20 protein-coding genes and 1 tRNA gene are annotated in these 22,300 nt (G+C 36.3%); 13 read left to right on the plus strand and 8 right to left on the minus strand.

What is annotated here, in order from left to right; translation table 11 throughout:
- Positions 1–73: 73 nt before the first annotated feature.
- From C7K42_RS01370 to C7K42_RS01380, 3 genes are all read left to right on the plus strand, one after another.
- The gene (locus C7K42_RS01370) at positions 74–1,681 is read left to right on the plus strand and encodes an alpha-glucoside-specific PTS transporter subunit IIBC (protein WP_103099751.1); all 1,608 of its coding nucleotides are present in this window, start codon (positions 74–76) and stop codon (positions 1,679–1,681) included.
- A gap of 4 nt (positions 1,682–1,685) precedes the next feature.
- The gene (locus tag C7K42_RS01375; RefSeq protein ID WP_103083772.1) at positions 1,686–3,023 is read left to right on the plus strand and encodes a 6-phospho-alpha-glucosidase; all 1,338 of its coding nucleotides are present in this window, start codon (positions 1,686–1,688) and stop codon (positions 3,021–3,023) included.
- 141 nt (positions 3,024–3,164) lie between these two features.
- Complete coding sequence (locus C7K42_RS01380) at positions 3,165–3,926, plus strand: MurR/RpiR family transcriptional regulator (RefSeq protein WP_103083771.1); 762 nt, start codon at positions 3,165–3,167, stop codon at positions 3,924–3,926.
- Positions 3,927–4,008: 82 nt separating this feature from the next.
- Here the strand turns inward: C7K42_RS01380 and C7K42_RS01385 are convergent.
- A tRNA-Leu gene (locus tag C7K42_RS01385) sits at positions 4,009–4,093 on the minus strand.
- 177 nt (positions 4,094–4,270) lie between these two features.
- Between C7K42_RS01385 and C7K42_RS01390 the strand changes: the two genes are divergently transcribed.
- The 4 genes from C7K42_RS01390 (at position 4,271) to C7K42_RS01405 (ending at position 7,649) form a co-directional block, all read left to right on the plus strand.
- Positions 4,271–6,136 carry a heavy metal translocating P-type ATPase gene (locus C7K42_RS01390; protein WP_094243610.1) on the plus strand — a complete coding sequence of 622 codons (1,866 nt, stop codon included), beginning with the start codon at positions 4,271–4,273 and terminating at the stop codon, positions 6,134–6,136.
- 70 nt (positions 6,137–6,206) lie between these two features.
- Entirely contained in the window at positions 6,207–6,437 is a 231-nt protein-coding gene (locus tag C7K42_RS01395) for a heavy-metal-associated domain-containing protein (protein ID WP_014124629.1), read from the plus strand.
- A gap of 74 nt (positions 6,438–6,511) precedes the next feature.
- On the plus strand, positions 6,512–6,973 hold the full coding sequence (locus tag C7K42_RS01400) for a ferritin-like domain-containing protein (protein ID WP_180991178.1): 462 nt from the start codon (positions 6,512–6,514) through the stop codon (positions 6,971–6,973).
- A 13-nt stretch (positions 6,974–6,986) separates the two neighbouring features.
- On the plus strand, positions 6,987–7,649 hold the full coding sequence (locus C7K42_RS01405) for a Crp/Fnr family transcriptional regulator (protein ID WP_094243609.1): 663 nt from the start codon (positions 6,987–6,989) through the stop codon (positions 7,647–7,649).
- A gap of 215 nt (positions 7,650–7,864) precedes the next feature.
- Here C7K42_RS01405 and argH read toward each other — a convergent pair whose 3' ends face one another.
- Both argH and C7K42_RS01415 read right to left on the minus strand, forming a co-directional pair.
- Positions 7,865–9,241: an argininosuccinate lyase gene (argH, locus tag C7K42_RS01410; RefSeq protein ID WP_103099752.1), complete on the minus strand. Its 1,377-nt coding sequence runs from the start codon at positions 9,239–9,241 to the stop codon at positions 7,865–7,867.
- Positions 9,238–10,452, minus strand: a complete 1,215-nt coding sequence (locus tag C7K42_RS01415) for an argininosuccinate synthase (protein ID WP_014124633.1) — start codon at positions 10,450–10,452, stop codon at positions 9,238–9,240. The genes argH and C7K42_RS01415 overlap by 4 nt, the downstream gene beginning before the upstream one ends.
- A gap of 308 nt (positions 10,453–10,760) precedes the next feature.
- On the opposite strand from C7K42_RS01415, the gene C7K42_RS01420 reads away from it, so the two are divergent.
- A complete protein-coding gene (locus tag C7K42_RS01420) occupies positions 10,761–11,450 on the plus strand; it encodes a fructose-6-phosphate aldolase (protein WP_014124634.1) in 690 nt (229 codons plus the stop codon).
- Between the two features lie 249 nt (positions 11,451–11,699).
- Here the strand turns inward: C7K42_RS01420 and C7K42_RS01425 are convergent, their stop codons facing one another.
- The gene (locus tag C7K42_RS01425; protein WP_014124635.1) at positions 11,700–12,329 is read right to left on the minus strand and encodes a cob(I)yrinic acid a,c-diamide adenosyltransferase; all 630 of its coding nucleotides are present in this window, start codon (positions 12,327–12,329) and stop codon (positions 11,700–11,702) included.
- Positions 12,330–12,346: 17 nt separating this feature from the next.
- Entirely contained in the window at positions 12,347–14,935 is a 2,589-nt protein-coding gene (locus tag C7K42_RS01430; protein WP_103083770.1) for a vitamin B12-dependent ribonucleotide reductase, read from the minus strand.
- A 185-nt stretch (positions 14,936–15,120) separates the two neighbouring features.
- Here C7K42_RS01430 and C7K42_RS01435 point away from each other — a divergent pair, with 185 nt between their 5' ends.
- Both C7K42_RS01435 and C7K42_RS01440 read left to right on the plus strand, forming a co-directional pair.
- Positions 15,121–16,578, plus strand: a complete 1,458-nt coding sequence (locus C7K42_RS01435) for an amidase (protein WP_178891506.1) — start codon at positions 15,121–15,123, stop codon at positions 16,576–16,578.
- Positions 16,579–16,641: 63 nt separating this feature from the next.
- Positions 16,642–17,460 (plus strand): alpha/beta hydrolase, encoded by an 819-nt coding sequence (locus C7K42_RS01440; protein ID WP_103083769.1) that lies wholly within the window; start codon positions 16,642–16,644, stop codon positions 17,458–17,460.
- Between the two features lie 63 nt (positions 17,461–17,523).
- On the opposite strand, the gene C7K42_RS01445 is transcribed toward C7K42_RS01440, so the two are convergent.
- Positions 17,524–17,673 carry a hypothetical protein gene (locus C7K42_RS01445; RefSeq protein WP_200811705.1) on the minus strand — a complete coding sequence of 50 codons (150 nt, stop codon included), beginning with the start codon at positions 17,671–17,673 and terminating at the stop codon, positions 17,524–17,526.
- Positions 17,674–17,789: 116 nt separating this feature from the next.
- On the opposite strand from C7K42_RS01445, the gene C7K42_RS01450 reads away from it, so the two are divergent.
- Entirely contained in the window at positions 17,790–19,151 is a 1,362-nt protein-coding gene (locus C7K42_RS01450) for an IS4-like element ISTeha4 family transposase (protein WP_124175381.1), read from the plus strand.
- Here C7K42_RS01450 and C7K42_RS01455 read toward each other — a convergent pair.
- The gene (locus C7K42_RS01455; protein ID WP_317915968.1) at positions 19,135–19,845 is read right to left on the minus strand and encodes an esterase family protein; all 711 of its coding nucleotides are present in this window, start codon (positions 19,843–19,845) and stop codon (positions 19,135–19,137) included. The genes C7K42_RS01450 and C7K42_RS01455 overlap by 17 nt on opposite strands.
- Before the next feature lie 17 nt (positions 19,846–19,862).
- Positions 19,863–21,059, minus strand: a complete 1,197-nt coding sequence (locus tag C7K42_RS01460) for an ATP-grasp domain-containing protein (protein ID WP_014124641.1) — start codon at positions 21,057–21,059, stop codon at positions 19,863–19,865.
- Positions 21,060–21,292: 233 nt separating this feature from the next.
- Here C7K42_RS01460 and C7K42_RS01465 point away from each other — a divergent pair, with 233 nt between their 5' ends.
- A complete protein-coding gene (locus C7K42_RS01465) occupies positions 21,293–21,616 on the plus strand; it encodes a PadR family transcriptional regulator (protein ID WP_014124642.1) in 324 nt (107 codons plus the stop codon).
- A gap of 1 nt (position 21,617) precedes the next feature.
- On the plus strand, positions 21,618–22,292 hold the full coding sequence (locus tag C7K42_RS01470) for a DUF1129 family protein (protein WP_014124643.1): 675 nt from the start codon (positions 21,618–21,620) through the stop codon (positions 22,290–22,292).
- Positions 22,293–22,300: the final 8 nt, after the last annotated feature.

Below are 22,300 nucleotides of genomic sequence, written 5' to 3' on the forward strand. Positions count from 1 at the left end.
TTTTGATTTGAATTTGCTAGACTTAAATCAGTAAAACGATTGCAAATTAAATTTATGAGGAAGTGAATGGAGTATGATGCAAAAGATTCAACGCTTTGGCGGAGCAATGATTGTTCCTGTATTATTGCTTGCATTTAATGGGATTATCTTAGCTTTATCCACTGTTTTTCAAAATCCAGATATTGTTGGTTCCATTGCTACAGAAGGAACCTTTTGGAGTAACATTTGGGGCGTCATTGAAGAAGGCGGTTGGACTGTTTTTAATAATATGGAGTTACTCTTTGTTATTGGCCTTCCGATCAGCTTGGCTAAAAAAGCTAGCGGACGTGCAGTATTGGAATCATTTGTTATTTATATGACATGGAATACTTTTATGAACGCTATTTTAGAGACTTGGAATTTTGGTGTTGATTTAAGTGATCCAGAAGCGATAGGAATTAAATCCATTGGTGGTGTGACAACTCTTGATACTAGTATTATCGGAGCGATTTTAATAGCAGGGGTAGCGATTTATTTACATAATCGATTTTATGATACAGCGCTACCTGAATGGCTAGGTGTTTTTTCTGGTTCTTCGTTTGTTGTGATCTTAGGTTTTATCGCAGCTTTGCCATTAGCTTTCTTAGCTGCTTGGGTTTGGCCACCTATTCAAGATGGGATTGCTCAACTGCAAGGTTTTATGGCTTCAAGTGGAACAATCGGTGTAGGTATCTATGTGTTCTTAGAACGAATTTTGATACCAACTGGGTTACACCATTTTATTTACCAACCATTCGATTTAGGTCCAGCAGTCGTTCAAGGTGGAACAATAAGCTATTGGTTCGAACACTTATCTGAATTTGCCAACTCCACGGAATCTTTAAGAGAACTTTTTCCGGGGGGAGGATTCGGTCTTCAAAATGTTTCCAAAGTATTCGCGCCGATTGGTATTGGCGGCGCCTTTATAGCGACTTCTAAACCAGAAAATCGGCAAAAGACAATGGCTTTAGTCATTCCAACAGCACTTACTGCAATTTTATCAGGAATTACAGAACCATTTGAATTTACTTTCTTGTTTTTAGCGCCACAGCTATTTGCTGTTCATGCATTGTTGGCTGCATCAATGAGTATGATTATGTATACATTAGGTGTATCCGCTTCTATTGGTGGCGGCTTTATTGCAAACTTTTCGCAATTTATTTTACCAATGTGGGCCAACCATAAAGATGCTATATTTATATTTTTAGGTGTTGGATTAGCCTTTTCGGTGATTTATTATTTCCTTTTCCGCTGGGCAATTGTTCGATTCAATATCAAAACCCCTGGACGTGAAGATAGCGGCGAAGTCAAAATGTATAGCAAAAAAGATTTTAAAGAAAAACAAGCGGCAGGCGGTGTAGCCATGTCTAGCGTGAGAGAAAGTGATAATCCAAATGCACAGAAGGCCGCACAGTTCATAGAAGGTCTAGGGGGTGCACAAAACATCACCGATGTGACCAATTGTGCGACAAGACTGCGGGTTTCTGTCGCAGATGAAGGACAAGTACTAGAAGATGATTTCTTTAAAGGAGGCGGTGCACACGGAGTCGTAAGAAACGGAAAAGCTTTCCAAGTCATTGTTGGTTTGGATGTGCCAAAAGTAAGAGAGTTTTTTGAGGAAATTGTAGAAGACGAAAATAAAAATTATGAAGGAGACGAATAGTTTTATGACTTTGAAAAAACAATCAATTGTAGTAGCAGGCGGCGGCAGTACATTTACACCAGGAATTGTGATGATGTTATTAGAAAACTTGGATAAGTTTCCCATCCGTTCTTTGAAATTTTATGATAATGATAAAGAAAGGCAAAAACAAATTGCGGATGCCACAGAAGTGATTATAAAAGAACGGGCACCAGAAATTGAGTTTAAAGCAACGACTGACCCAGAAGAAGCTTTTACAGATGTTGATTTTGTCATGGCACATATCCGTGTCGGAAAATACGCCATGCGGGAAAAAGATGAAAAGATTCCAATGAAATATGGTGTTATCGGACAAGAAACTTGTGGTCCTGGTGGGATTGCTTATGGCATGCGTTCTATTCCTGGCGTCTTAGAAATTTTAGATTATATGGAAAAATATTCTCCGAACGCATGGATGCTAAATTATTCCAATCCTGCAGCGATTGTGGCTGAAGCAACAAGAAGATTACGTCCTAATAGCAAGATTATCAATATTTGTGATATGCCAGTAGGAATTGAAATTCGTATGGCTGAAGTATTGGGTCTAGCCTCCCGTAAAGATATGGAAGTACGTTATTATGGCTTGAACCACTTTGGTTGGTGGACCGATATTCGCGATAAAAAGGGCAATGACCTTATGCCACAACTTATTGATTGGGTGAAAGAACACGGATATATTACGCCGAAAGAATTAGAAGCGGGTACAGATGAAGAGCCAAGTTGGGAATACACTTTTGGTAAAGCGAAAGAAGTACAATGGTTGGATCCAGATACCTTACCTAATACCTATTTGAAGTATTACTTCTATCCGCAAGATGAAGCAGAACACAGCGATATCAACTATACTCGTGCCAATGAAGTGATGGATAATCGAGAAAAACACGTATTTAGTGAATGTAACCGAATTTCTAATATCAAAACAGCAGAAGATGCAAAATTAGTTGCAGATGACCATGCGAGTTATATTGTTGATTTGGCTCGGGCGATTGCTTATAACACGAAAGAACGTATGCTTTTGATTGTACCTAATCATGGCGCAGTGGAGAACTTTGACTCAGAAGGAATGGTAGAGGTTCCTTGTATTGTAGGATCACAAGGCGCTGAACCAATGACTCAAGGATCAATCTCCCGTTTCCAAAAAGGTTTGATGGAACAACAAGTGGCCGTAGAAAAATTAGTGGTTGATGCCTGGATTACTAAATCTTATCAAAAACTATGGCAAGCTCTTACATTATCACGTATTGTGCCAAATGCACGTGTAGCAAAACAAATTTTGGATGATTTGATTGAAGCCAACAAAGAATATTGGCCAGAACTAAAATAATGGAAAAAATGGTTCTCAGATGCTTAAACAGTGTCTGGGGACCTTCTTTAATAAGATAAAAAAACAAGATAATAATAATTTTTAGCAGCATATCCACCTTGTGTTACAATTAAAACACAAAAAGATGGAGGATGAATTATTTTGAGTATAGAAGCTTTAATTAATGAACATTATGATCATTTAAATGAAAACGACCAATATATTTCTCAATATATTATAAACCATGAAGAAGAATGTAAACGTTTGTCAATCACTCAACTAGCAGAAGCTACAATGACTTCAAAATCTTCAATTTTACGTTTTACACAAAAATTAGGCTTTTCAGGCTATAGTGAATTCAAGTATACATTAAAGCAACAAAATACATATCGTAAAGAAGAAAGTTCCTTTGTCGCTATGCAACAAGAGGACCTTTTACAAACAGCCAAACTTTTTAATCAGCAAAATATTACCCCCGCTTTGCAAACTTTCGATCAAGCGAAATCAATTTATTGCTATGGCACTGGTTGGGGACAAAGAGATGTTTTACAAAACTTTATGCGTAGCGTTATTCCATTGCAACGTTTTCCTATACATTTACAATCACAAAAAGAGTTGAGTCTTGTTTTAAACGGTTCTATTACTGAAAAAGATTTAATGATTATTTTATCATTAAGCGGAGAAAATAAACCACAAGAAAGTATTTTAAATCGAATGAAATTAAAAAATATTCCTATATTATCGATCACTAATATGAGCAGGAATCGTTTAGCCTCCAAAGCAACTTATAATTTATACTATCAGTCGACGGAAATAGGTCAATCCAGCGATGAGATTTTCAGTATGATGCCCTTATTTCAAATTATGGATTTGTTTTATCGCGCTTATGTAGATTATAAGCAGATTGATTTAGAGCAGTTATGAGGTGTTAATAAAAAGAAGGAAAAGATGTTGATACAAGTCATCTTTTCCTTCTTTTTTGTTATATCATCTTATTTGCTTTACATGCGGATAGTGGGAGTCGAACCCACACGAGCGTTATGCTCACATGAACCTGAATCATGCTTGTCTACCAATTCCAACACATCCGCTTTACAACAAAGTTTATTATATCAATGTTTATAGCTTTGTCAATAAGCTTCAAAAATGCTGTTTTGTCATTTTATTATCATTATTACTTTGTTAACAGAAAACTGTATTTCTTGATGATAATCAATTTTTTTCTCTGGTTTTTTCACTACACTATAATTGTGAAAAGGAGGAGACAAATGAAAATACAACAGTATATTATGCAACATAAAAATCAGTTAACGTTTATTACTGGAATATTCATCATTTTTGCTGGGATCGCGCAGTTTGTCTTTATGGAGAGGCTTTTTTATCAAAGTTTTCTAATTATTGCTTCGATCATTGGGGTGTTACCAATTTTTTTACAAGCATATCAAGCGTTAAAAGTACGAGTACTCAGTATTGATTTGTTAGTAACTATCGCAGTTTTTGGTGCTTTTTTGATAGGAGAATATAATGAGTCAGCGATTGTTACCTTTTTGTTTTTATTTGGTAGTTTTTTAGAACGAAAAACCTTAGAAAAAACACGTACAGCTATTCAGTCTTTGACCAAAATGGCTCCTAAAAGTGCTCTAAAAATATTAGATGATGGAACAAGCGAAACGGTTGAAATTGAGGCTATTGCTAAAGATGATCGTTTATTAGTAAAAACGGGTGGTCAAGTACCGGTAGATGGAGTGATTGATGAAGGAGAAGGTTACTTAGATGAAGCCAGTGTAACTGGTGAATCGAAACAAAGAAAAAAGGGAAAAGGTGACGACGTCTTTGCGGGAACTTTTTTAGATAATGGCACGCTAAAAATAAAAACTAAAAAAGTTGGGGAAGATACTACTTTTGGTAAAATTATTGAGTTAGTGGAAGAAGCACAAGATAGTAAGTCTAGTGCTGAGCGTTTTATCGATAAGTTTGCCAAGTATTATACACCACTCGTCCTTATTTTATCTTTAATTGTCGGTATTTTGACACAAGATGTTCGCTTAGCCATTACTATTTTAGTTCTAGGGTGTCCTGGAGCTTTGGTTATTGGTGTCCCAGTTTCAAATGTTGCCGGTATTGGAAGTGGTGCTAAAGATGGCATATTGATTAAAGGTGGCGAGGTTATTGACAGTTTTAGTAAAGTTGACACTTTTGTATTTGACAAAACGGGCACTTTGACATTAGGTAAGCCAAGTGTTGCTGATATCAAAAGTTACACAGAGGATTTAAGCGACAGTTTAAAAGTAGTCGCTAGTGTTGAAAGAGAATCTGATCATCCATTGGGACAAGCGATTTTAGACTATGCAAAGATGTCCAGTTATCTGCCAGTTACTCAAACAAACGTAGTTAAAGGTCAAGGAATTAAAGCAATATTGGATGATAAAAAGGTACTTGTTGGTAATAAATCCTTGATGAACGCAAATAATATTAAACTTACGAAAAAAATAAAAGATGATACTCATCAATTACAAATTAGCGGACATTCTTTAGTGATGGTGGCAATTGATGGGCAATTGTCTTTATTGATTGGTATTAAAGATCAGATTCGTCCAGGAGTAAAAGAGACATTATCCTATCTAAAAGAAATGGGTATAAAAGAGCTAATCATGCTAACCGGTGACAATCAAGAAACAGCAGAAAGTACTGCAGAAGAACTTGGAATAACTAAGGTTTATGGAAATTTAATGCCAGAAAATAAAGCCGATTATATCCGCAAATTACAAAATGAAGGTCATCAAACAGCTTTTGTCGGTGATGGTGTTAACGATAGCCCATCTCTTACTTTAAGTGATATTGGAATTGCTATGGGAGGCGGTACAGAAGTCGCTATTGAAACGTCAGATGTTGTTTTAATGAAATCAAATTTTGAAAAATTAGCAGAAGCTTATCGTTTAACGAAAAAAACATTGCGGAATATGCAGGAAAATATCTTAATTGCACTAACAACCATATTGCTGTTGTTATTAGGTTTGGTTTTTGGCTATATCTATATGGCTAGTGGTATGTTTATCCATGAATTAAGTATCTTAATTGTCATCTTTAATGGCATGCGTTTATTACTAAGTTATAAGAAAAAACACAAAACTTGATAAGTATCAATTTTTTCTTTTATAAAATAATTTAAGATAGCTATGAAAATAAAAGAGGAGGAATTTTATTATGGAAAAAGTAATCATTCAATTAGGGACGCTTACTTGCCCTTCATGTATGCAAAAAATCGAACAAGCAATCAAAAAGGAAGATGGCGTAGCTAAAGTGAAAGTATTATTTAATGCAAGTAAAGTAAAAGTTGAACTTGATTCGAGTGTGACAGATGCGGTAATCATCCAACAAACGATTAAAAAGTTAGGCTATACCGTAGAAAATACCAAGACAAAGGAGTTATCTTAATGACCCCAGAAGAAAAATACCAATAAGAATTAATTCAAAGTGAAAAAGACCATCATACGCCGACAGCTGGAGCAATGATTGGACATGTTCTGGCCAATTTGTATATCCACCAGAATAAATTAAGACAAGTTGTTTGTTATATAAAGGGAGTAGAGCGAAGCTTTGTTCAAGAAGTGTTTCCTGAATTGATTGTTAAAGAAAGCCATTTATTTGATGAATTGAATTATTTGATGCTAGATGAAGACGAGGTTATTCCTACAACTACAGAAGAATTTACCCAATATAGTATGTTAGAAGAAAATGGACGTTTAAAGTACGAAACAGGAAACGATCTGTTGATGGAGGTTGTTAAAGATTTTAGTACTCAATTAATGTTTATTACTCGAGGAGTAAGGTTGTCAGAAGATGAAAGTAAGTTTGGTCTTGCGAAATTTTTAAAACAGTTATACGCTTGGATAAAACATCAAATTTATAGTATACAAAGTTATTTAGGACACGAAGTTTCTGAAGGTTTAGAAGAAGACGAAGAAGAATAAAAAGAGGATGATTATGGAGCATAAAGAGCATTTATGTGTCACGTTAGTTCCCTTATTTAACCATTTGGACTTGCAAGATCAAAAAAGAATTCACCAATTAGTTAGACATACCGTTTATAAAAAAGGAGAAACAGTATTTTCTCCTTATGATGACCCTCAATTGGTCATTCTGGCAAAAGGTCTTTTAAAAGTTTATCAACTTTCGCCAAATGGAAAAGAACAATTACTACGCGTGGTGGAACCTGGCGGCTATGAAGGTGAAGATGTGTTGTTTGGTGTAAAAAATAACAACTTGTTTGGCGAAGCTTTACAAAATATCGAGATCTGTGTACTAAAACAAAGTGATTTTCAAAAACTTTTAAAAGACTATCCGCAATTAAGTATAAAACTTTTAACAATTAATGCTGAAAAAAACGCTAAAGTTGAGGAACAGACGCAATTTCTAACTATGGAGAGAATTGAAGAACGATTGTCAACTTATTTGTTAAATTTAGCAAAAGCTACGGAAAGTTCCCAAATAAAAATTCCTATGAAAATGAAAGAACTAGCTGGTTTTCTAGGTACGACACCAGAAACATTGTCGCGTAAATTGAAATCTTTGGAAAAGGATCAACTGATTAAAAGAGATAAACAAACGATTCAAATTCTCGATTCAGAAAGTTTAGAAGAAATATAAAAAGAAGCATACTAAACTTTTTTCGCAAAACTAGAAAAAATAAGCAGAATTACCCTGGATTTAAAAAACCAGGGTTACTTTGTCAGGTTAGCTCTAGATTTAAAAATTCTAGAGCTTCTTTGCTAGTCCGACTTTAAATTTAAAAAAATCTAGGGCTAGTTTGCTAGACTAGCTCTAGATTTAGTAAATTCTAAGGTTACTTTATCAGTCTAACTCTAGTTTTGTAGTTCTTTTCGAGCTTTTTCAATTTGGGCTTTTACTTGATCAAAACCAGTGCCGCCTGTTGAATTACGACTTTTCACGGCAGTTGCGGCACTTAATTTATCGTAAATGTCTGCTTCAATAACAGGAGAGACTTCCTGGTATTTTTTTAAGGGGATATCTTGCAGATAGCTTCCTTGTTGAATACATTCTAAAACTAATTTACCCACAATTTCGTGTGCTTGTCGAAAGGGTATGCCTTTATTGGCTAAATAGTCAGCTAATTCTGTTGCATTAGAAAAATCCTTTTCCGTTGCCTGCTGCATATTTGTTGGATTTACTTTCATTGTCTTAATCATGTCACTCATAATTTCTAAACTAGTGATAACCGTTTCTGAAGCGTCAAACATGCCTTCTTTATCTTCTTGAAAGTCTTTATTATAAGCTAGAGGTAAACCTTTCATAACGGTTAATAACTGAGTTAAATTCCCGTAGACACGTCCTGTTTTACCACGGATTAGTTCCGCCATGTCCGGGTTTTTCTTCTGAGGCATGATTGAACTTCCGGTAGAAAAAGTATCTGTTAGTTCAACAAACTGAAACTCGTAAGTACACCATAGAATAAGCTCTTCGCAAAAACGAGAAAGATGCATCATCAACAAGGAAGCATTACTTAAAAACTCTAAAATAAAATCTCGATCACTAACTGCATCCAAGCTGTTATCATAAATATCAGAAAATCCTAATTCATCCGCTGTCATTTGACGATCAATAGGAAAAGTAGTGCCAGCTAAAGCTGCTGCGCCTAAGGGGGAGATATCGATACGTGATAAACTTTCTTGCATACGTTCTTGATCGCGTGTCAGCATTTGATAATAAGCTAATAAATGATGACCGAAAGAGATAGGTTGAGCGTGCTGCATATGCGTGTAACCAGGCATAATGGTTTCGACATTTTCTTCGGCTTTACCTAGCAACACACTACGTAATTGGTGCAATTTTTTGATGACAAGGATCACAGTTTCTTTGAGGTATAGATGCATATCCGTTGCTACTTGATCATTACGACTACGTGCTGTATGAAGTTTACCAGCAACTGGGCCAATTTCCTCAGTCAAAAGGGATTCAATATTTAGATGTATATCTTCGTTTTGAATTGTGAAAGTTAATTCGTCATTAGCTAATTTTTCTTGCAAGTTTTCTAACCCTGTTTGAATTTGTTGCATCTCGTCTTTTGTAATAATAGCGCAAGCGCCTAGCATTTTAACATGAGCTAAGCTGCCCAAGATATCTTCTTTAGCCGGTTGATAGTCAAAAGAAATAGAGGCCCCAAATGTATCTACCCAGTCTTTGTTTTCACCAGTAAAACGACCGCCCCAGAGCTTTTTCATTTGCTTTCCTCCTCAGCTGCTTGTTGTGCTTGTACTTCAGCGTGAACTTTTGAAGGTAACCCCCATAGTTTAATAAATCCAACCGCGGCTTCTTGGTCAAAAGTGTCAGCGGAAGTATAAGTTGCTAGATTTTCGTTGTATAAACTATTCTTAGATTTTTTACCTTCGCAAATGATGTTTCCCTTAAACAATTTCAAACGAACCACGCCATTAACGTTTTCTTGTGAACTTTTAATAAAAGCGACAAGCGCTTTTGTAAGTGGATTGAACCAAAGTCCGTCGTAAATGGTTTGAGCTAATTGATTTTCGATCATCGGTTTGGTATGAGCCAGTTCACGGGCAAAAACTAAATCTTCTAATTCTTTGTGAGCATGCATCATAGTTAAAGCACCTGGGCATTCATAAACTTCTCGAGATTTAATACCTACTAAACGATTTTCTACATGATCGATTCGTCCGATACCATGTTTACCTGCTAGAGTATTAAGTGTAGAAGTAATAGAGGTCAGACTCATTTTTTTATCATTGATAGCAATAGGGACTCCTTTTTCAAAAGCTAATTCCAAGCTATCTGGTTTATCAGGTGTATTAGACAATTCATTTGTTATTCCATAGGCGCCTTCTGGTGGAGTAGACCAGGGATCTTCAAGGGCGCCGCACTCACAAGCTCGGCCCCACAAGTTTTGATCAATCGAATAAGGATTATCCAAATCAGCAGGAATAGGGACATTGTTAGCCTGTGCATAAGCGATTTCTTCCTCACGTGACCACTGCCACTGGCGCACTGGTGCAATCACTTTTAAACTAGGATCTAGTGATGCAATAGCAACTTCAAAGCGAACTTGATCGTTTCCTTTGCCGGTACAACCATGAGCGATTGTTGTTGCGTTAGTTTTATGTGCTAATTCAACTAATTTTTTTGCAATAAGTGGACGTGACAGTGCGGAAACCAGCGGATAGGAATTTTCATAAAAAGTATTTCCTTGTAAAGCGATTAGAGCAAAGTCTTGTAAAAATTCTTCTTTTGCATCAATGGCATAAGACTGGCTTGCTCCGACCATTAATGCTTTATCTCGAATTGCTTGGATATCTTTTCCTTCACCAATATCTAGGCAACATGCAATAACATCATATCCTTGATCGGTCAACCATCGAACTGAAACAGAAGTATCTAAACCTCCTGAATAAGCTAAAACAACTTTTTCTTTCATAATTATGCATCCCCTAAATTGAATTTAAACTATATGTTAGCAAATTACTTTTATTTAATCAATAGATCAGCGAATAAATATTCATTATTTTTTAATACAGGTTGTATTTATGCAATCATAGTGTATAAATCTTTAGCTGTTGACTTAAAAATAAATTTGTGATGATTTGTACAATACTTATTGACGGTTTTCTGATACTTGTGCTATGTTTATTTCGTAAGATAATAAAAAAATTTTGAACGAAAGTTGGCTTTTTAAATTTTAAAGCAAGCGGTTTCACTTATTTTTAAACAAAGGAGCAAATTATAATGGAAATTTTATTAGATACTGCAAATATTGAGACAATCAAAAAGTATGAGGCTATTCTTCCATTAGCAGGCGTAACAACTAATCCTTCGATTATAAAAAAAGAAGGGAAAATTGATTTTTTTGCGCATATGAAAGCAATTAGGGAAGTGATTGGTGAAAAACGTTCGCTGCATATACAAGTGGTGGCAAAGGATAAAGTAGGGATGTTAAAAGATGTAGAAGCTATATCAGAGCAATTGGGAAGAGAGATTTATTTCAAAGTTCCTGTAAGTAGTGAAGGTTTAAAAGTAATTAAGGCCTTAAAAAAAGAAGGATTAAATGTAACGGCTACAGCTATTTATACTAAATTCCAGGCTTATTTAGCAATTGCAGCGGGTGCAGATTATATTGCGCCTTATTTTAACCGTATGGAAAATTTAAATATCGATGCTAGAAAAGCTTTGAAAGCTATGGCAAATGAAATACAAGCGAGTAATAGTCAAACTAAAATCGTAGCTGCTAGTTTTAAAAACGTAGGTCAAGTGACTACTGCCTTAGAACAAGGGGCCCAAGCGGTAACGGTTGCACCAGATATTATTGGTCAAGCTTTAGCAATGCCGTCAATTGCTCAAGCGGTGGATGATTTCACTGGAGATTGGGAGAGTATTTTTGGTGAAAACAGTACAATTGCTGACTTAAATGAGTCTTGATTTCGCCTAGCTTAAAGTAGGAGGAAGGTACTTAACGCAAGCTTAGGAGTTCATTGCCATTATATCAAAGTACGTGCCTCCAAGATCTATTGATTCTGGTGGTAATAGACATTAAGGTCATATAACGAATAATACAAACGTTCTCCAAGAATGAAAGATGAATAAAGAAATACTAAAATGTTCTCTGAAATCGCAAAGATGAATAAAAAAGTACGACAAGAGCCGCTTACTGACTCCTGTCGTGCTTTTTTATTGAATATCATCTTTTGTGAGATCTGTATGGAAAACTTTTTTGCTACGCTCATAACGGATATCTTCTTTTCCAGCTTGGCTATTAACGACACGGGCTAAAGCAAAGAAATAATCTGATAACCGATTGACAAATTTTAAAGCAAAGGGATTTACCTGACCTTGTTTTTGGAAGCTAACTATTTCTCGTTCCGCTCGTCGTGCGACGGTACGAGCCATATGCAGTTGCGCGCTTTCCGGCGTGCCCCCTGGGAGGATGAAATAATCAATTTCAGCTGGAATGTCTGCATAAAAATCGATTCGTGCTTCCAACCACTCTATGTCTTCTTTTTTGACCACGTATGGATAGAGTGGGTCACTTGCATTTCTAGTCCTAGGTGAAATTTTTCCTATTTCTTTAAATGTGGGTGTAGCAAGATCGTTGCCACAATCAAATAAATAATGTTGGATGTAAACGAGTTCTTCTTTGAAGTTAGCTGCCAATTCGGGCAAACTAGCAATATATCCAACCAAACTATTTAATTCATCGATCGTTCCATAAGCTTGAATACGAGGATCATCTTTTGCTACTTCAAAGCCACCGATAAGTTTGGTTGTTCCTTGATCACCAGTACGAGTATAAATTTGCATTATTTTTCCTCCTTAGCTTACAAACCGCAGCGTAATTGTGCTTGACAATTTGTGCAAGTGTTACAACCACCTATATCCTTAACAATGCCTTGTCGACAAATTGGACAAGTATTACCAACGTCAGAACCATAGATCACATCATCTGTATGTCCTTCTTGTTGAATATGATCATTTTCTGCTTGTTCTACTAGTTGTTCTAATTCGTCAGAATCATCTACAATACGGATATCTTCTGTTTCAAACAAGGAGGTTTGTTTTTCTGTTTCTTTTTCTGATTGTAGTGTTAATACTTGAGAATCACGTGAGCCGTCTACATAAACCGTACCACCTTTAGCATTGCCATCATATAGACGTTCGTAAATAGTTGCTACTTGTTCAACAGTATAACCTTTAGGTGCATTTACAGTTTTAGAGATCGAACTGTCGACCCACCGTTGAATGGTTGTTTGCACATCAACATGTTCTTCAGGGGCTAATTCCATAGAAGAAACGAAAAATTCAGGCAAGTGACTAGTATCAGATTCTGGATGTTCATTTAAGTATTCTTGTACAATTTCAGCATTTACTTCCATAAATTTACCTAAGCGTCCACTACGATAATATTTAAAGGCAAAATAAGGCTCTAAGCCAGTAGCAACACCCACCATAGTACCAGTACTGCCGGTAGGAGCCACAGTTAATAGGTGAGAATTACGGATACCGTGTGCTAAAACATCTTCTCGAATATCTTGCGGCATATCCTTCATGTAGCCAGTTTGAATGAAACGTTGTCTTAGTTTTTGTGTTTCTTCTTCGGTTCCTCCAATTAAAAATGGAAAGCTGCCCTTTAATTTTGCTAAACGAATGGACTCTCGATAAGCTGTAGTTGCGATTGTTTCGAAAATCTTGTCAACAACATGGTTTCCTTCTTTAGAACCATATCGATGATGGGTATAAATAAGTAAATCGGCAAGTCCCATGACGCCAAGTCCGACACGACGTTCACCTAAAGCTTGTTTTTTATTTTCTTCTAAGAAATAAGGGGTTGAGTCAATGACATCATCTTGCATTTGTACAGCAATCTTGACTGTTTCCATTAATTTATCATAGTCCACTTCGGCAGTGTCTTTATTTGCCATATTCGCTAAATTGATAGCACCTAAATTACAAACTGAGTTAGGAGCTAAAGGCTGTTCTCCACATGGATTGGTTGCAACAACTTTTTGACCGTAAGCGATAGCGTTTGTCTTATTATTTGCATTATCGATAAAAAAGATGCCTGGTTCTGCGGAATAAGTTGCACAGATATTAATCAACTTCCATAATTCACGCGCCTTAATTGTTCGATAAGTTGCCACTTGATAGCCTAAGTCTTCCCACTGACGCACATCGCCAATTTCCGGCCATTTGTTATCATAATCATCCATTTCTTCTTGACTATAATTGAATAAGTCAGGGAAACGAAGTGGCCATTCTTCATTATTTTTAACAGCTTGCATGAAATCATCCGTTAGTGTTAAAGAAATGTTAGCGCCTGATAAAAACTCAGGATTATTTACACTGTAAGTACCACCGTCATTTAATTTTGTTTGCGCTTCTTTAATTGTCGCAGATGAAACTGCTTCTGTTTTGTTTTCTTGATTAACGATAAATTGATACATTTCACGTTCGCTTTGTAAAAGAGGCGTGAAATTCAACTTTTCATGAACAGCTTGTTTGATTTGGCTATCATTGGTATTTTCCAGTAAATAGCGTAAAATACGCGCATTTTGCATTTTTGATACAATAAACTCAATAATATCTGGATGCCAGTCAGCTAACATGATCATTTGTGCGCCACGTCGACTGCCGCCTTGTTCAACTAGATGGGTTAGTTTGGCGATATCATCTAGCCATGAAACAGAACCAGAAGATTTACCATTAACGCCTCGTACGATTGCATTTCTAGGACGTAAAGCAGAACCATTACTGCCAACACCGCCTCCGCGACTCATAATTTCCATTACTTTTTTGCGATGTTCGGCAATTCCACTTCTTGAATCTGGGACAAAAGGCATAACATAACAATTAAAATAGGTAACATTAGCCCCGGATCCAGCACCATAAAGAACTCGGCCAGCAGGGACAAAGTTCATTTCTTTTAATTGTTGATAAAATCCTTCTTCAATCATCGTCTTGCTACCAATAGTTTGGTCTACATCTGCTAGGGCGTGAGCAACACGTTTTGTGATTTGTTCATAAAAAACTTCTAGGGGTTTATCGATTTCGTTTAAATTACGAGTAACGATACCTAAAGCTTGTTCATCGGGATCTTCAATTGAAAAGCGGTAAGCTTCTTCTACTAGAATATCTGCTTCTTGCTGTTGATCATCGATTTTTTGAACGATCCCTACACCACGTGCTGGGTAATTGGGATCACTTTTAACTGTTAAAACAATTAAATCGCCTACTGCAAGTGTACGCTGCTCCACATCTTTATAAGCGTAACGATCAAGCATAACTAAACGCGAAACGCCTTTTCTTGTTGTATACATATCATCTGTAATAGGGTAAACTTGTGGGAATTGTTCAATATCTTGATTTAACTTTTCAATATCAAGTTCGGGTTCTTTTATTTGTACGCTCATTTTAAAAACTCCTTTAAGACAACCATTTGGAAATACTATATATTGTGTTTTTGTTGTGTTTCCATCCGATATATTGTATAACTTAGTATAATGGTCATAACTATTTTTAGCAATAGCTAAACAAAAAATTACATGCGACACTTTTAAATTTCTATAGTAAAATAAAAGAAGAGGTGAGTGTGATGATACATGATGCTTTGTATTGGGCAGAGCAACTAAAAAAACAAAAAATTTCTTTTGAAGAATTATTGACGTTAATTGAAAATAGGGTAGAAAAAGATAATCCACAAATAAATGCATTGCTAACTTTTGCTAAAGAAGATGCTAAAAAACAGTATGAAGCTAGTAAAAATATAGAAAAAACGCCTTTTGCTGGTTTGCCCTTGCCTTTAAAAATGCTAGGTCAGGATAAAAAGGGGTGGCTATCTACTGCTGGCAGTCACTTATTAAAAACAAATCGTGCACCAGCCAGTAATCATTTTGTGCAGGCTTTGGAAACAGCAGGATTGATTCCTTTAGGGCAAACAAATGCTCCAGAATTCGGTTTTAAAAATGTTACAGACCCGACACTTTATGGTAATACACGTAATCCTTGGAATCTTGATTATTCTCCGGGGGGTTCAAGCGGAGGTGCAGCAGCTAGCGTGGCTTCTGGTATGTTTCCACTTGCTGCGGCCAGTGATGGTGGTGGCTCAATTCGCATTCCGGCATCTTTTAGTGGTTTAATTGGATTAAAACCTACTCGCGGAACGGTGCCCGTTGGTCCTGCAGGATTTCGTGCTTGGCAGGGAGCTTCAATTTCTTTTGCTTTAAACGTTTCAATGCGAGATACAAAGACGCTTTTTTATGCGATAAGAGGTACGGAAAAAGCAGCGCCTTATCAAGCGCCAAAAGTTGAATGGGAGCATACGAGAAGTGCGAATAAAAAAGAACTCAAAATTGCTTTTGTTACAACTTCGCCAGTGGAAAGTGAAGTATCAAAAGAGGCGATGACGGCAGTAAAAAATGCAGTTTCTTTTCTAACAAAAGAAGGGCATAGGATAGAAGAAATTTCTTTACCGATCGAAGGTAAAAAGCTAATGCAATCTTATTATCATATGAATGGCGCAGAAACAGCCGCTATGATAGAAGAACTTTCCTATAATTTAGCGCGTCCGATCGAAAAAGAAGATATGGAATTGATGTCTTGGGGTCTGTACCAATATGGTTTGAAACAGTCAGCAGCTAGTTATATCCATAATCTTAATACTTGGGATCAAGCAGCAGCGCAGATGGAAGAGTTATTTGAAAACTATGATTTGTTGTTAACGCCTACCACAGCTTATTCAGCTCCTAAAATCACTGATGATTTACAAAGTAATACTATTCGTGCACAATTAGCACAAATACAAAATTATTCCTTAAAACAAGCAGGAGATTTGGTTTATGAAATGTTTGATAAAAGCTTACGATTTTCGCCATTCACTCAATTAGCAAATTTAACTGGACAACCTGCAATCAGTTTACCTACTCATTTAACCAATGAAGACCTTCCTTTGGGGATTCAGTTTATGGCAGCTAAAGGTCGTGAGGATTTACTTTTTGAAGTTGGAGAGCTATTTGAAAACAATCAACAATTTCACTTACCTGCTTATTATCAATAGCTTTTAATTGCTTCATTAAAAATTTTGTTGTAGTTATCATAGCCAACAAGGAAAGGGTAAAAGATGAATTCAGATTATTTAGCGCTTCATGAGCACTCTTTGGAAGTTCCTTATATGCAAGAAAAACGCAGGGTACGTGTTTTATTACCCAGCAATTATGAGTCAGAGACGACACATTATCCTGTGGTATACATGCATGATGGTCAGAATATTTTTTTCAGTCGAGAATCATATTCGGGCTATTCTTGGAAATTGATTCCTTTATTAAAAAAGTCGGAAAATTTACCTCCAGTAATTATTGTCGGTATTGATAATAGTGAAGAAAAACGTTTTGATGAATATATGCCTTGGGAAATAAGCGTTGAAGATGAGGAGCAAAAAATTTCAGCTGGCGGTATGGGAAAAGATTATGCAAAATGGCTGGTTGAAACCGTTAAACCATTTATTGATAAGCATTACCGCACAAAAAAAGAGCGTAAAGATACAATTTTAGCCGGCAGTTCGCTAGGAGCAGTGATCACTGCTTATACGAGCGCTGCTTATCCCGATACTTTTGGTGGTTTAGGTATTTTTTCTCTTGCTTCTTGGCTATGTGAAGAAGCTTTTATCAATTATTTGTCCACAAATCCCATAAATTCTAAAAGCAAGGTTTATATTCAATCAGGAACAAATGAGGGAAATGAAGAAGATCAGATGTTAACAACTAAAGATACGGATCAAGCTTATATCGATAGTTCTATTCGTTACTATAATACTTTACTAGGAAATGGCCATGACCTTGATAATCTTAGCTTGCGGATTTTTTCTGGAGAATACCATTTTGAAAAATATTGGGCAGACCATTTTGGTGAGTTTTTAGCTTTTGCTTTTAATGTAGACTAAGTTGTTTGTTGTTCATTTAAAAACCTTCCTAACAGGCAAAAGCTTGTTGGGAAGGTTCTTCTTTTAAATTAGCGTTTTTTGTTTATTCAATTCATTCATAAAATAAGCGATCTGTTTAGACCACCACTGCCAGTCATGAGCACTGTCTTCACCCCAATAGTCAAACCAAGCAGGCAGCTCTTTTGCTTCAAGTACTAAAACTTGAAAGTTCAAAAATACAGTTCATCCCTTGATAAATAAACGTTTTTTTATACAAAAATAGCATGAACCACTCAAATCCTGGTATAATAGAATCAACGAAAAACCACTAACCAAGGAGTGTTCATGCCATGTCAATTATAACACAAACAACGCCAAACTCAGAAAAAATTTCTACCTCTGTGTCTGATTTTTTTCATCGGTTCCATGTAGCTTCTGCGTTGAAAAAATCAAACGCAGTCCATAAAAGGGGTTTTTCGGTTCCTGTTATTTTTTCTTTTTTATTGGCCTCGATCTTTACCAACGGTTCTACCTATCGGTTTTACCAAAAGCAAAAGGAACAGCTATCATTTTCAGATAAAACATTTCGCAACGTTTTGAATGATCCGCACATTCATTGGCAAAAATTACTGATCTTAGTGGCTAAATCCGTCATTACTTTCCTACGTCCATTGACGGATGATGCCCGAAAGACCACGTTTATCGTGGATGACTCCATGTATTCTCGCTTGAATGCGAAAAAAGTGGAGTGTGCCGCTTTACAATACGACCATGCCAAGAAAAAATATTTCAAAGGATTTCGTTATTTACAATTAGGCTGGAGTGATGGCAACAGCTTTGTCCCCGTCGCTTTTTCCTTGCTCTCCGGGAAAAGAAAGCTCCAATCTGATCTTGATATCGGGGATCAACGCACGAATAGGGGGAAACGTAAAGCTCAAGCGCTTCGTAAAGGTACGGAAGTGACACTGGAACTGCTTCGATCGGCTTTGAACCAAGGGATCCATGCGGATTATGTCTTATTCGATACTTGGTTTTCCAGTCCCAAAATGTTCCAACAGATCCGTGACCTGAAATGCCACTGCGTAGCGATGGTTAAACGTAGTCAAAAGATCTACTACCGTTATCAAGGCCAAAAGATGGATGTCAAAGAAATCTTCAAACGAAACAAGAAACGCCGCGGTCGTTCTCGCTATCTTTTGAGTGTCCAAGTAGAAGCTGTCGTAGAAGGGAAAATCCTTCCCATTAAGTTGGTATATATTCGCAATCGCAATAAACGAAACGACTATTTGGTCTTAGCTTCGACCGATATCGATCTGACCGAAGACGAGATCATTCAGCTCTATGCTAGACGCTGGTCGGTGGAAGTCTACTTCAAGATGTGCAAACAATACTTAAAATTAGCCAAGTACCAAGGGATTTCTTATGACGGGATCTTTGCGCATACGACACTGGTAGCTATCGGTTATATGATCCTAGCGGTGCAAGAACGTGAAAGTAAAGACGACCGAACGCTTGGCGAGTTATTTTATCTTCTCATTGATGAGCTTTCCGAGCTTTCTGTATCGGAAGCCATTCTGCAATTACTCGTTTTATTCCAAGAAGCTTTTGCGGATGAATATGTTTTGGATGAAGCCGTATTAAATAACATTATCGAACAGTTCCTTGAAAAACTACCTTCCTCTATACAAAAACAGCTCAAGCAAGCAGGTTGAAGTTAATTTTGTGCATAAGATGCTTAGTATACCAAGGGATACGTATCGAAAAATAGGTTTCAAGTTTTAGTATCTTTTGCAGATTTTTCGTTTGTAAAAGATGAGGAAGTTCCCAATCTCCTTGGCCGACACAAGTAATATAAGTATTTTGCCGATAATGGTCAATAAACCAAGGGTCTTTTAGACTAGGCAGATAATCAATAGGGGAGTTAAAATAAACAGCTAAGTCATTATAGTAATCTCCAGTAAAAAAACGAATATCATAAACACCGCTTAAAGCAATAGCTGTTGTAAAAATATCTGGATGTTTTAAAGCAAAATTCAACGTATGAAATCCGCCCATACTACAACCAGTTGCAATTACCTGAGGTGAATTTGTTTCATAAGTAATTAAGGGAATAAGTTCTTGTATAATGTAATTTTCGTAACATCTATGTGCTTCGGCCATTTCATGAGGCGATTTATTGTTGGCCAACCAAGACTCATTATCATAAGAAGCAGCTGTATAAAATCGTAAAAGACCTTTTTCAATAAATGAACTACAAGAAGCGATCATCCCAAAATCAGCGTATTCATTTTGGCTTCCGCCAGATGAAGGAAAGACAAGAACAGCTTTACCGGCGTGTCCATAAACATTAAAAGGCATTTCTTTTTCTAGTTGGTTACTGTAAAAACTGCGTTGTTCAAAATGCATTGAACTTCCTCCTTTTTTTAGCTTACTGCTTCTTGTCTTTGACTGATATAGTTTATATGATCAAATAATTCCTCCAATTCCGGGCAACGAACAATATAGCCTTCTGTTCCTAAAATTGTTGAAAAAATATCAGGTATCGACTGAATACCTACGAGTGATTCCCCTAATTTTTGGCGAATTGCTTCATTATCATGCGTATAGTTAAAAATTTTATTGGCTTTTCGAGAAATATAGGCACAGTTGTAAAGACGATTAATAGGCGCTTTAAATTGATTTTCTTTAACGATATTGGCATATTCAGCAAAGATGTTGAACTCATTAACGTAATTAAACATATCAATTGTTGGTCCGCCAGGCGGGCGCATATTCACTTCAAGCGGCAATAACTCACTGTTTGGATAGGTACGGAAAAATTCAAAATGAAAGAAACGTTCCTTTACCTGAAATCCTTCCACAATTTTTGAGCCCATCTCGATCAAGTCTTCTGGAATTTCACGTGGTAAGTAAAAATACATATCGCTATCATTTTCCACTGTCTCTAAAACTGCGATGTTATAATCTAAGCTAGAGTAAAAGACAATCTGACCTTCTTGATCACATAATCCATCAAAGGTAACGACATCCCCAGGAATAAACTCTTCCATAATAAAATCATTTGTCATGTCATTTTCATTAAAAAGTTTAGTTAACTCATCTGGACTCTTGATTTTGTAAGTATCGCCTGCACCCACTCCGCTATCAGGCTTTACGATCACTGGATAGCCTAGTTCTTCTGCTAGAAAAAAAGCATCTTCTTCATCAGAAAATACACGACCTTCCGCCACAGGAAGATCTAACATTCGGAATTGTTTTTTCATACTAGATTTCTTTTTGATTGGTTCAAGATCTGTAAGGTTGTAGCCAACTACATTGAAATCTGTTCGCAATTGCGCGTCTAACTCCAACCAATGTTCATTATGGGATTCAATTCTATCGATTCTGCCATATTTATGGGCGAAAAAAGCCACCGCACGATACATTTGATCGTAATCATTCATATCATCTACACGGTAGTATTCAGTTAGGGCGTTTTTTAAAGTATCGCTTAATTGATCATAAGCGATATCAGCAATTCCTAAGGTATTAAAGCCTCTTTCTCGTAAACAAACAGCAAATGTGGAAAAATTCTCGGGAAAATGCGGCGAAATAATAATGAAATTTTTGGGCTGTTTCATATGATCGACTTCCTTTTTGAGTATATTAACATATCTTTGCAGGTAAAGCGAGCAATTGTCCGAAAAATCTGATTATTCTAACGATTATTTCGCTTTCAATAATTAAATAAAAAATCAACTAAGTTGTATTGCAAGATAGTTACATTTTTACTAAACTATATGGTAATACAAGTTAGTCTTAGCCAAATAAATAAAAATCATTCATAACTTTAAATACAAAGTAGGTGGGATAATTGTCGATACGAAGTCAATTATTAAAGGGAATATTGGAAGGATGCATTCTTGCACTACTCGATCGTCAAGTTGTATATGGATATGAATTATCAGTGAAACTTCAAAGTTACGGCCTTTTTGTCAGTGAAGGTTCGATATATCCAATTTTATTGCGATTACAAAAAGAACAATTAATTACAGGCGAGATGAAAAAATCACCGGCAGGACCGAATAGAAAATACTATTATCTGACAAAAGAGGGCGCAAAAGCGCTAGTTGATTTTAAAGCAAATTGGGAAACGATCAAGTCACCGGTTGACCGGTTATTGGATAAGGAGGAATAAGATGGATGCAGAAGAGTTAGTGCAATTGAATAATGAAAAGCGCAAACAGCTGTCTCAAGAAAATAAAAAGTACTATGAGGATATGTTGATTTACATACGAACGTCTTATAATACATCTGATCAAGAAATGGAAGAAATTTTAGTTGAGCTGCTCGATCACTTAATAGAGGCACAAGCGGAAGGGAAGACAGCAAAAGATGTTTTTGGAAAGCAACCAAAGAAATATGCCAATGAAATCCTTGGAGAGCTTCCCAAAGGAGTAACTAAAAAACATATACAATATTTTGTTATGCTTGTATGTTACTTCTTGGCGGCAGCTAGCATAACTTCTGGTATTTTTAACTGGTTAGGTCCTTATATTTTTAGTGTAGATTCATGGAGTAACACTTATTACTTGGGGACTTTTGTGCTTAAAGCTTTGCTAGATATTCCGTTTGCGTTTTTAATCATGTTTTTAGCCCTTCAGTATATTCGCTGGACTTGTTTCAAAGAGATCAACAATAAAAGATTTCTTTTTTTATCTGGTCTTTTTGGTATTTTGGCAGTAGGATTATTTGTTTTGGTCGCTTTGATTATACCTGATCTAGGACCAAAAGTTGAATTACCATTTTATATCATTATATTATTTGGCTCTGCTTTATATTTGATAGGAAGAAAAGTAAGCAAGGCTATCTAAAGCCAAGT

This window comes from Tetragenococcus halophilus subsp. halophilus DSM 20339 (genome assembly GCF_003841405.1).
Lineage (GTDB): Bacteria > Bacillota > Bacilli > Lactobacillales > Enterococcaceae > Tetragenococcus > Tetragenococcus halophilus.

Coding starts and splice junctions, on each gene's coding strand:
- C7K42_RS01370 (WP_103099751.1), top strand. CDS start 74: ATGATGCAAAAGATTCAACGCTTTGGCGGAGCAATGATTGTTCCTGTA.
- C7K42_RS01375 (WP_103083772.1), top strand. CDS start 1,686: ATGACTTTGAAAAAACAATCAATTGTAGTAGCAGGCGGCGGCAGTACA.
- C7K42_RS01390 (WP_094243610.1), top strand. CDS start 4,271: ATGAAAATACAACAGTATATTATGCAACATAAAAATCAGTTAACGTTT.
- C7K42_RS01395 (WP_014124629.1), top strand. CDS start 6,207: ATGGAAAAAGTAATCATTCAATTAGGGACGCTTACTTGCCCTTCATGT.
- C7K42_RS01400 (WP_180991178.1), top strand. CDS start 6,512: ATGATTGGACATGTTCTGGCCAATTTGTATATCCACCAGAATAAATTA.
- C7K42_RS01405 (WP_094243609.1), top strand. CDS start 6,987: ATGGAGCATAAAGAGCATTTATGTGTCACGTTAGTTCCCTTATTTAAC.
- argH (WP_103099752.1), bottom strand. CDS start 9,241: ATGAAAAAGCTCTGGGGCGGTCGTTTTACTGGTGAAAACAAAGACTGG.
- C7K42_RS01415 (WP_014124633.1), bottom strand. CDS start 10,452: ATGAAAGAAAAAGTTGTTTTAGCTTATTCAGGAGGTTTAGATACTTCT.
- C7K42_RS01420 (WP_014124634.1), top strand. CDS start 10,761: ATGGAAATTTTATTAGATACTGCAAATATTGAGACAATCAAAAAGTAT.
- C7K42_RS01425 (WP_014124635.1), bottom strand. CDS start 12,329: ATGCAAATTTATACTCGTACTGGTGATCAAGGAACAACCAAACTTATC.
- C7K42_RS01430 (WP_103083770.1), bottom strand. CDS start 14,935: ATGAGCGTACAAATAAAAGAACCCGAACTTGATATTGAAAAGTTAAAT.
- C7K42_RS01440 (WP_103083769.1), top strand. CDS start 16,642: ATGAATTCAGATTATTTAGCGCTTCATGAGCACTCTTTGGAAGTTCCT.
- C7K42_RS01450 (WP_124175381.1), top strand. CDS start 17,790: ATGTCAATTATAACACAAACAACGCCAAACTCAGAAAAAATTTCTACC.
- C7K42_RS01455 (WP_317915968.1), bottom strand. CDS start 19,845: ATGCATTTTGAACAACGCAGTTTTTACAGTAACCAACTAGAAAAAGAA.
- C7K42_RS01460 (WP_014124641.1), bottom strand. CDS start 21,059: ATGAAACAGCCCAAAAATTTCATTATTATTTCGCCGCATTTTCCCGAG.
- C7K42_RS01470 (WP_014124643.1), top strand. CDS start 21,618: ATGGATGCAGAAGAGTTAGTGCAATTGAATAATGAAAAGCGCAAACAG.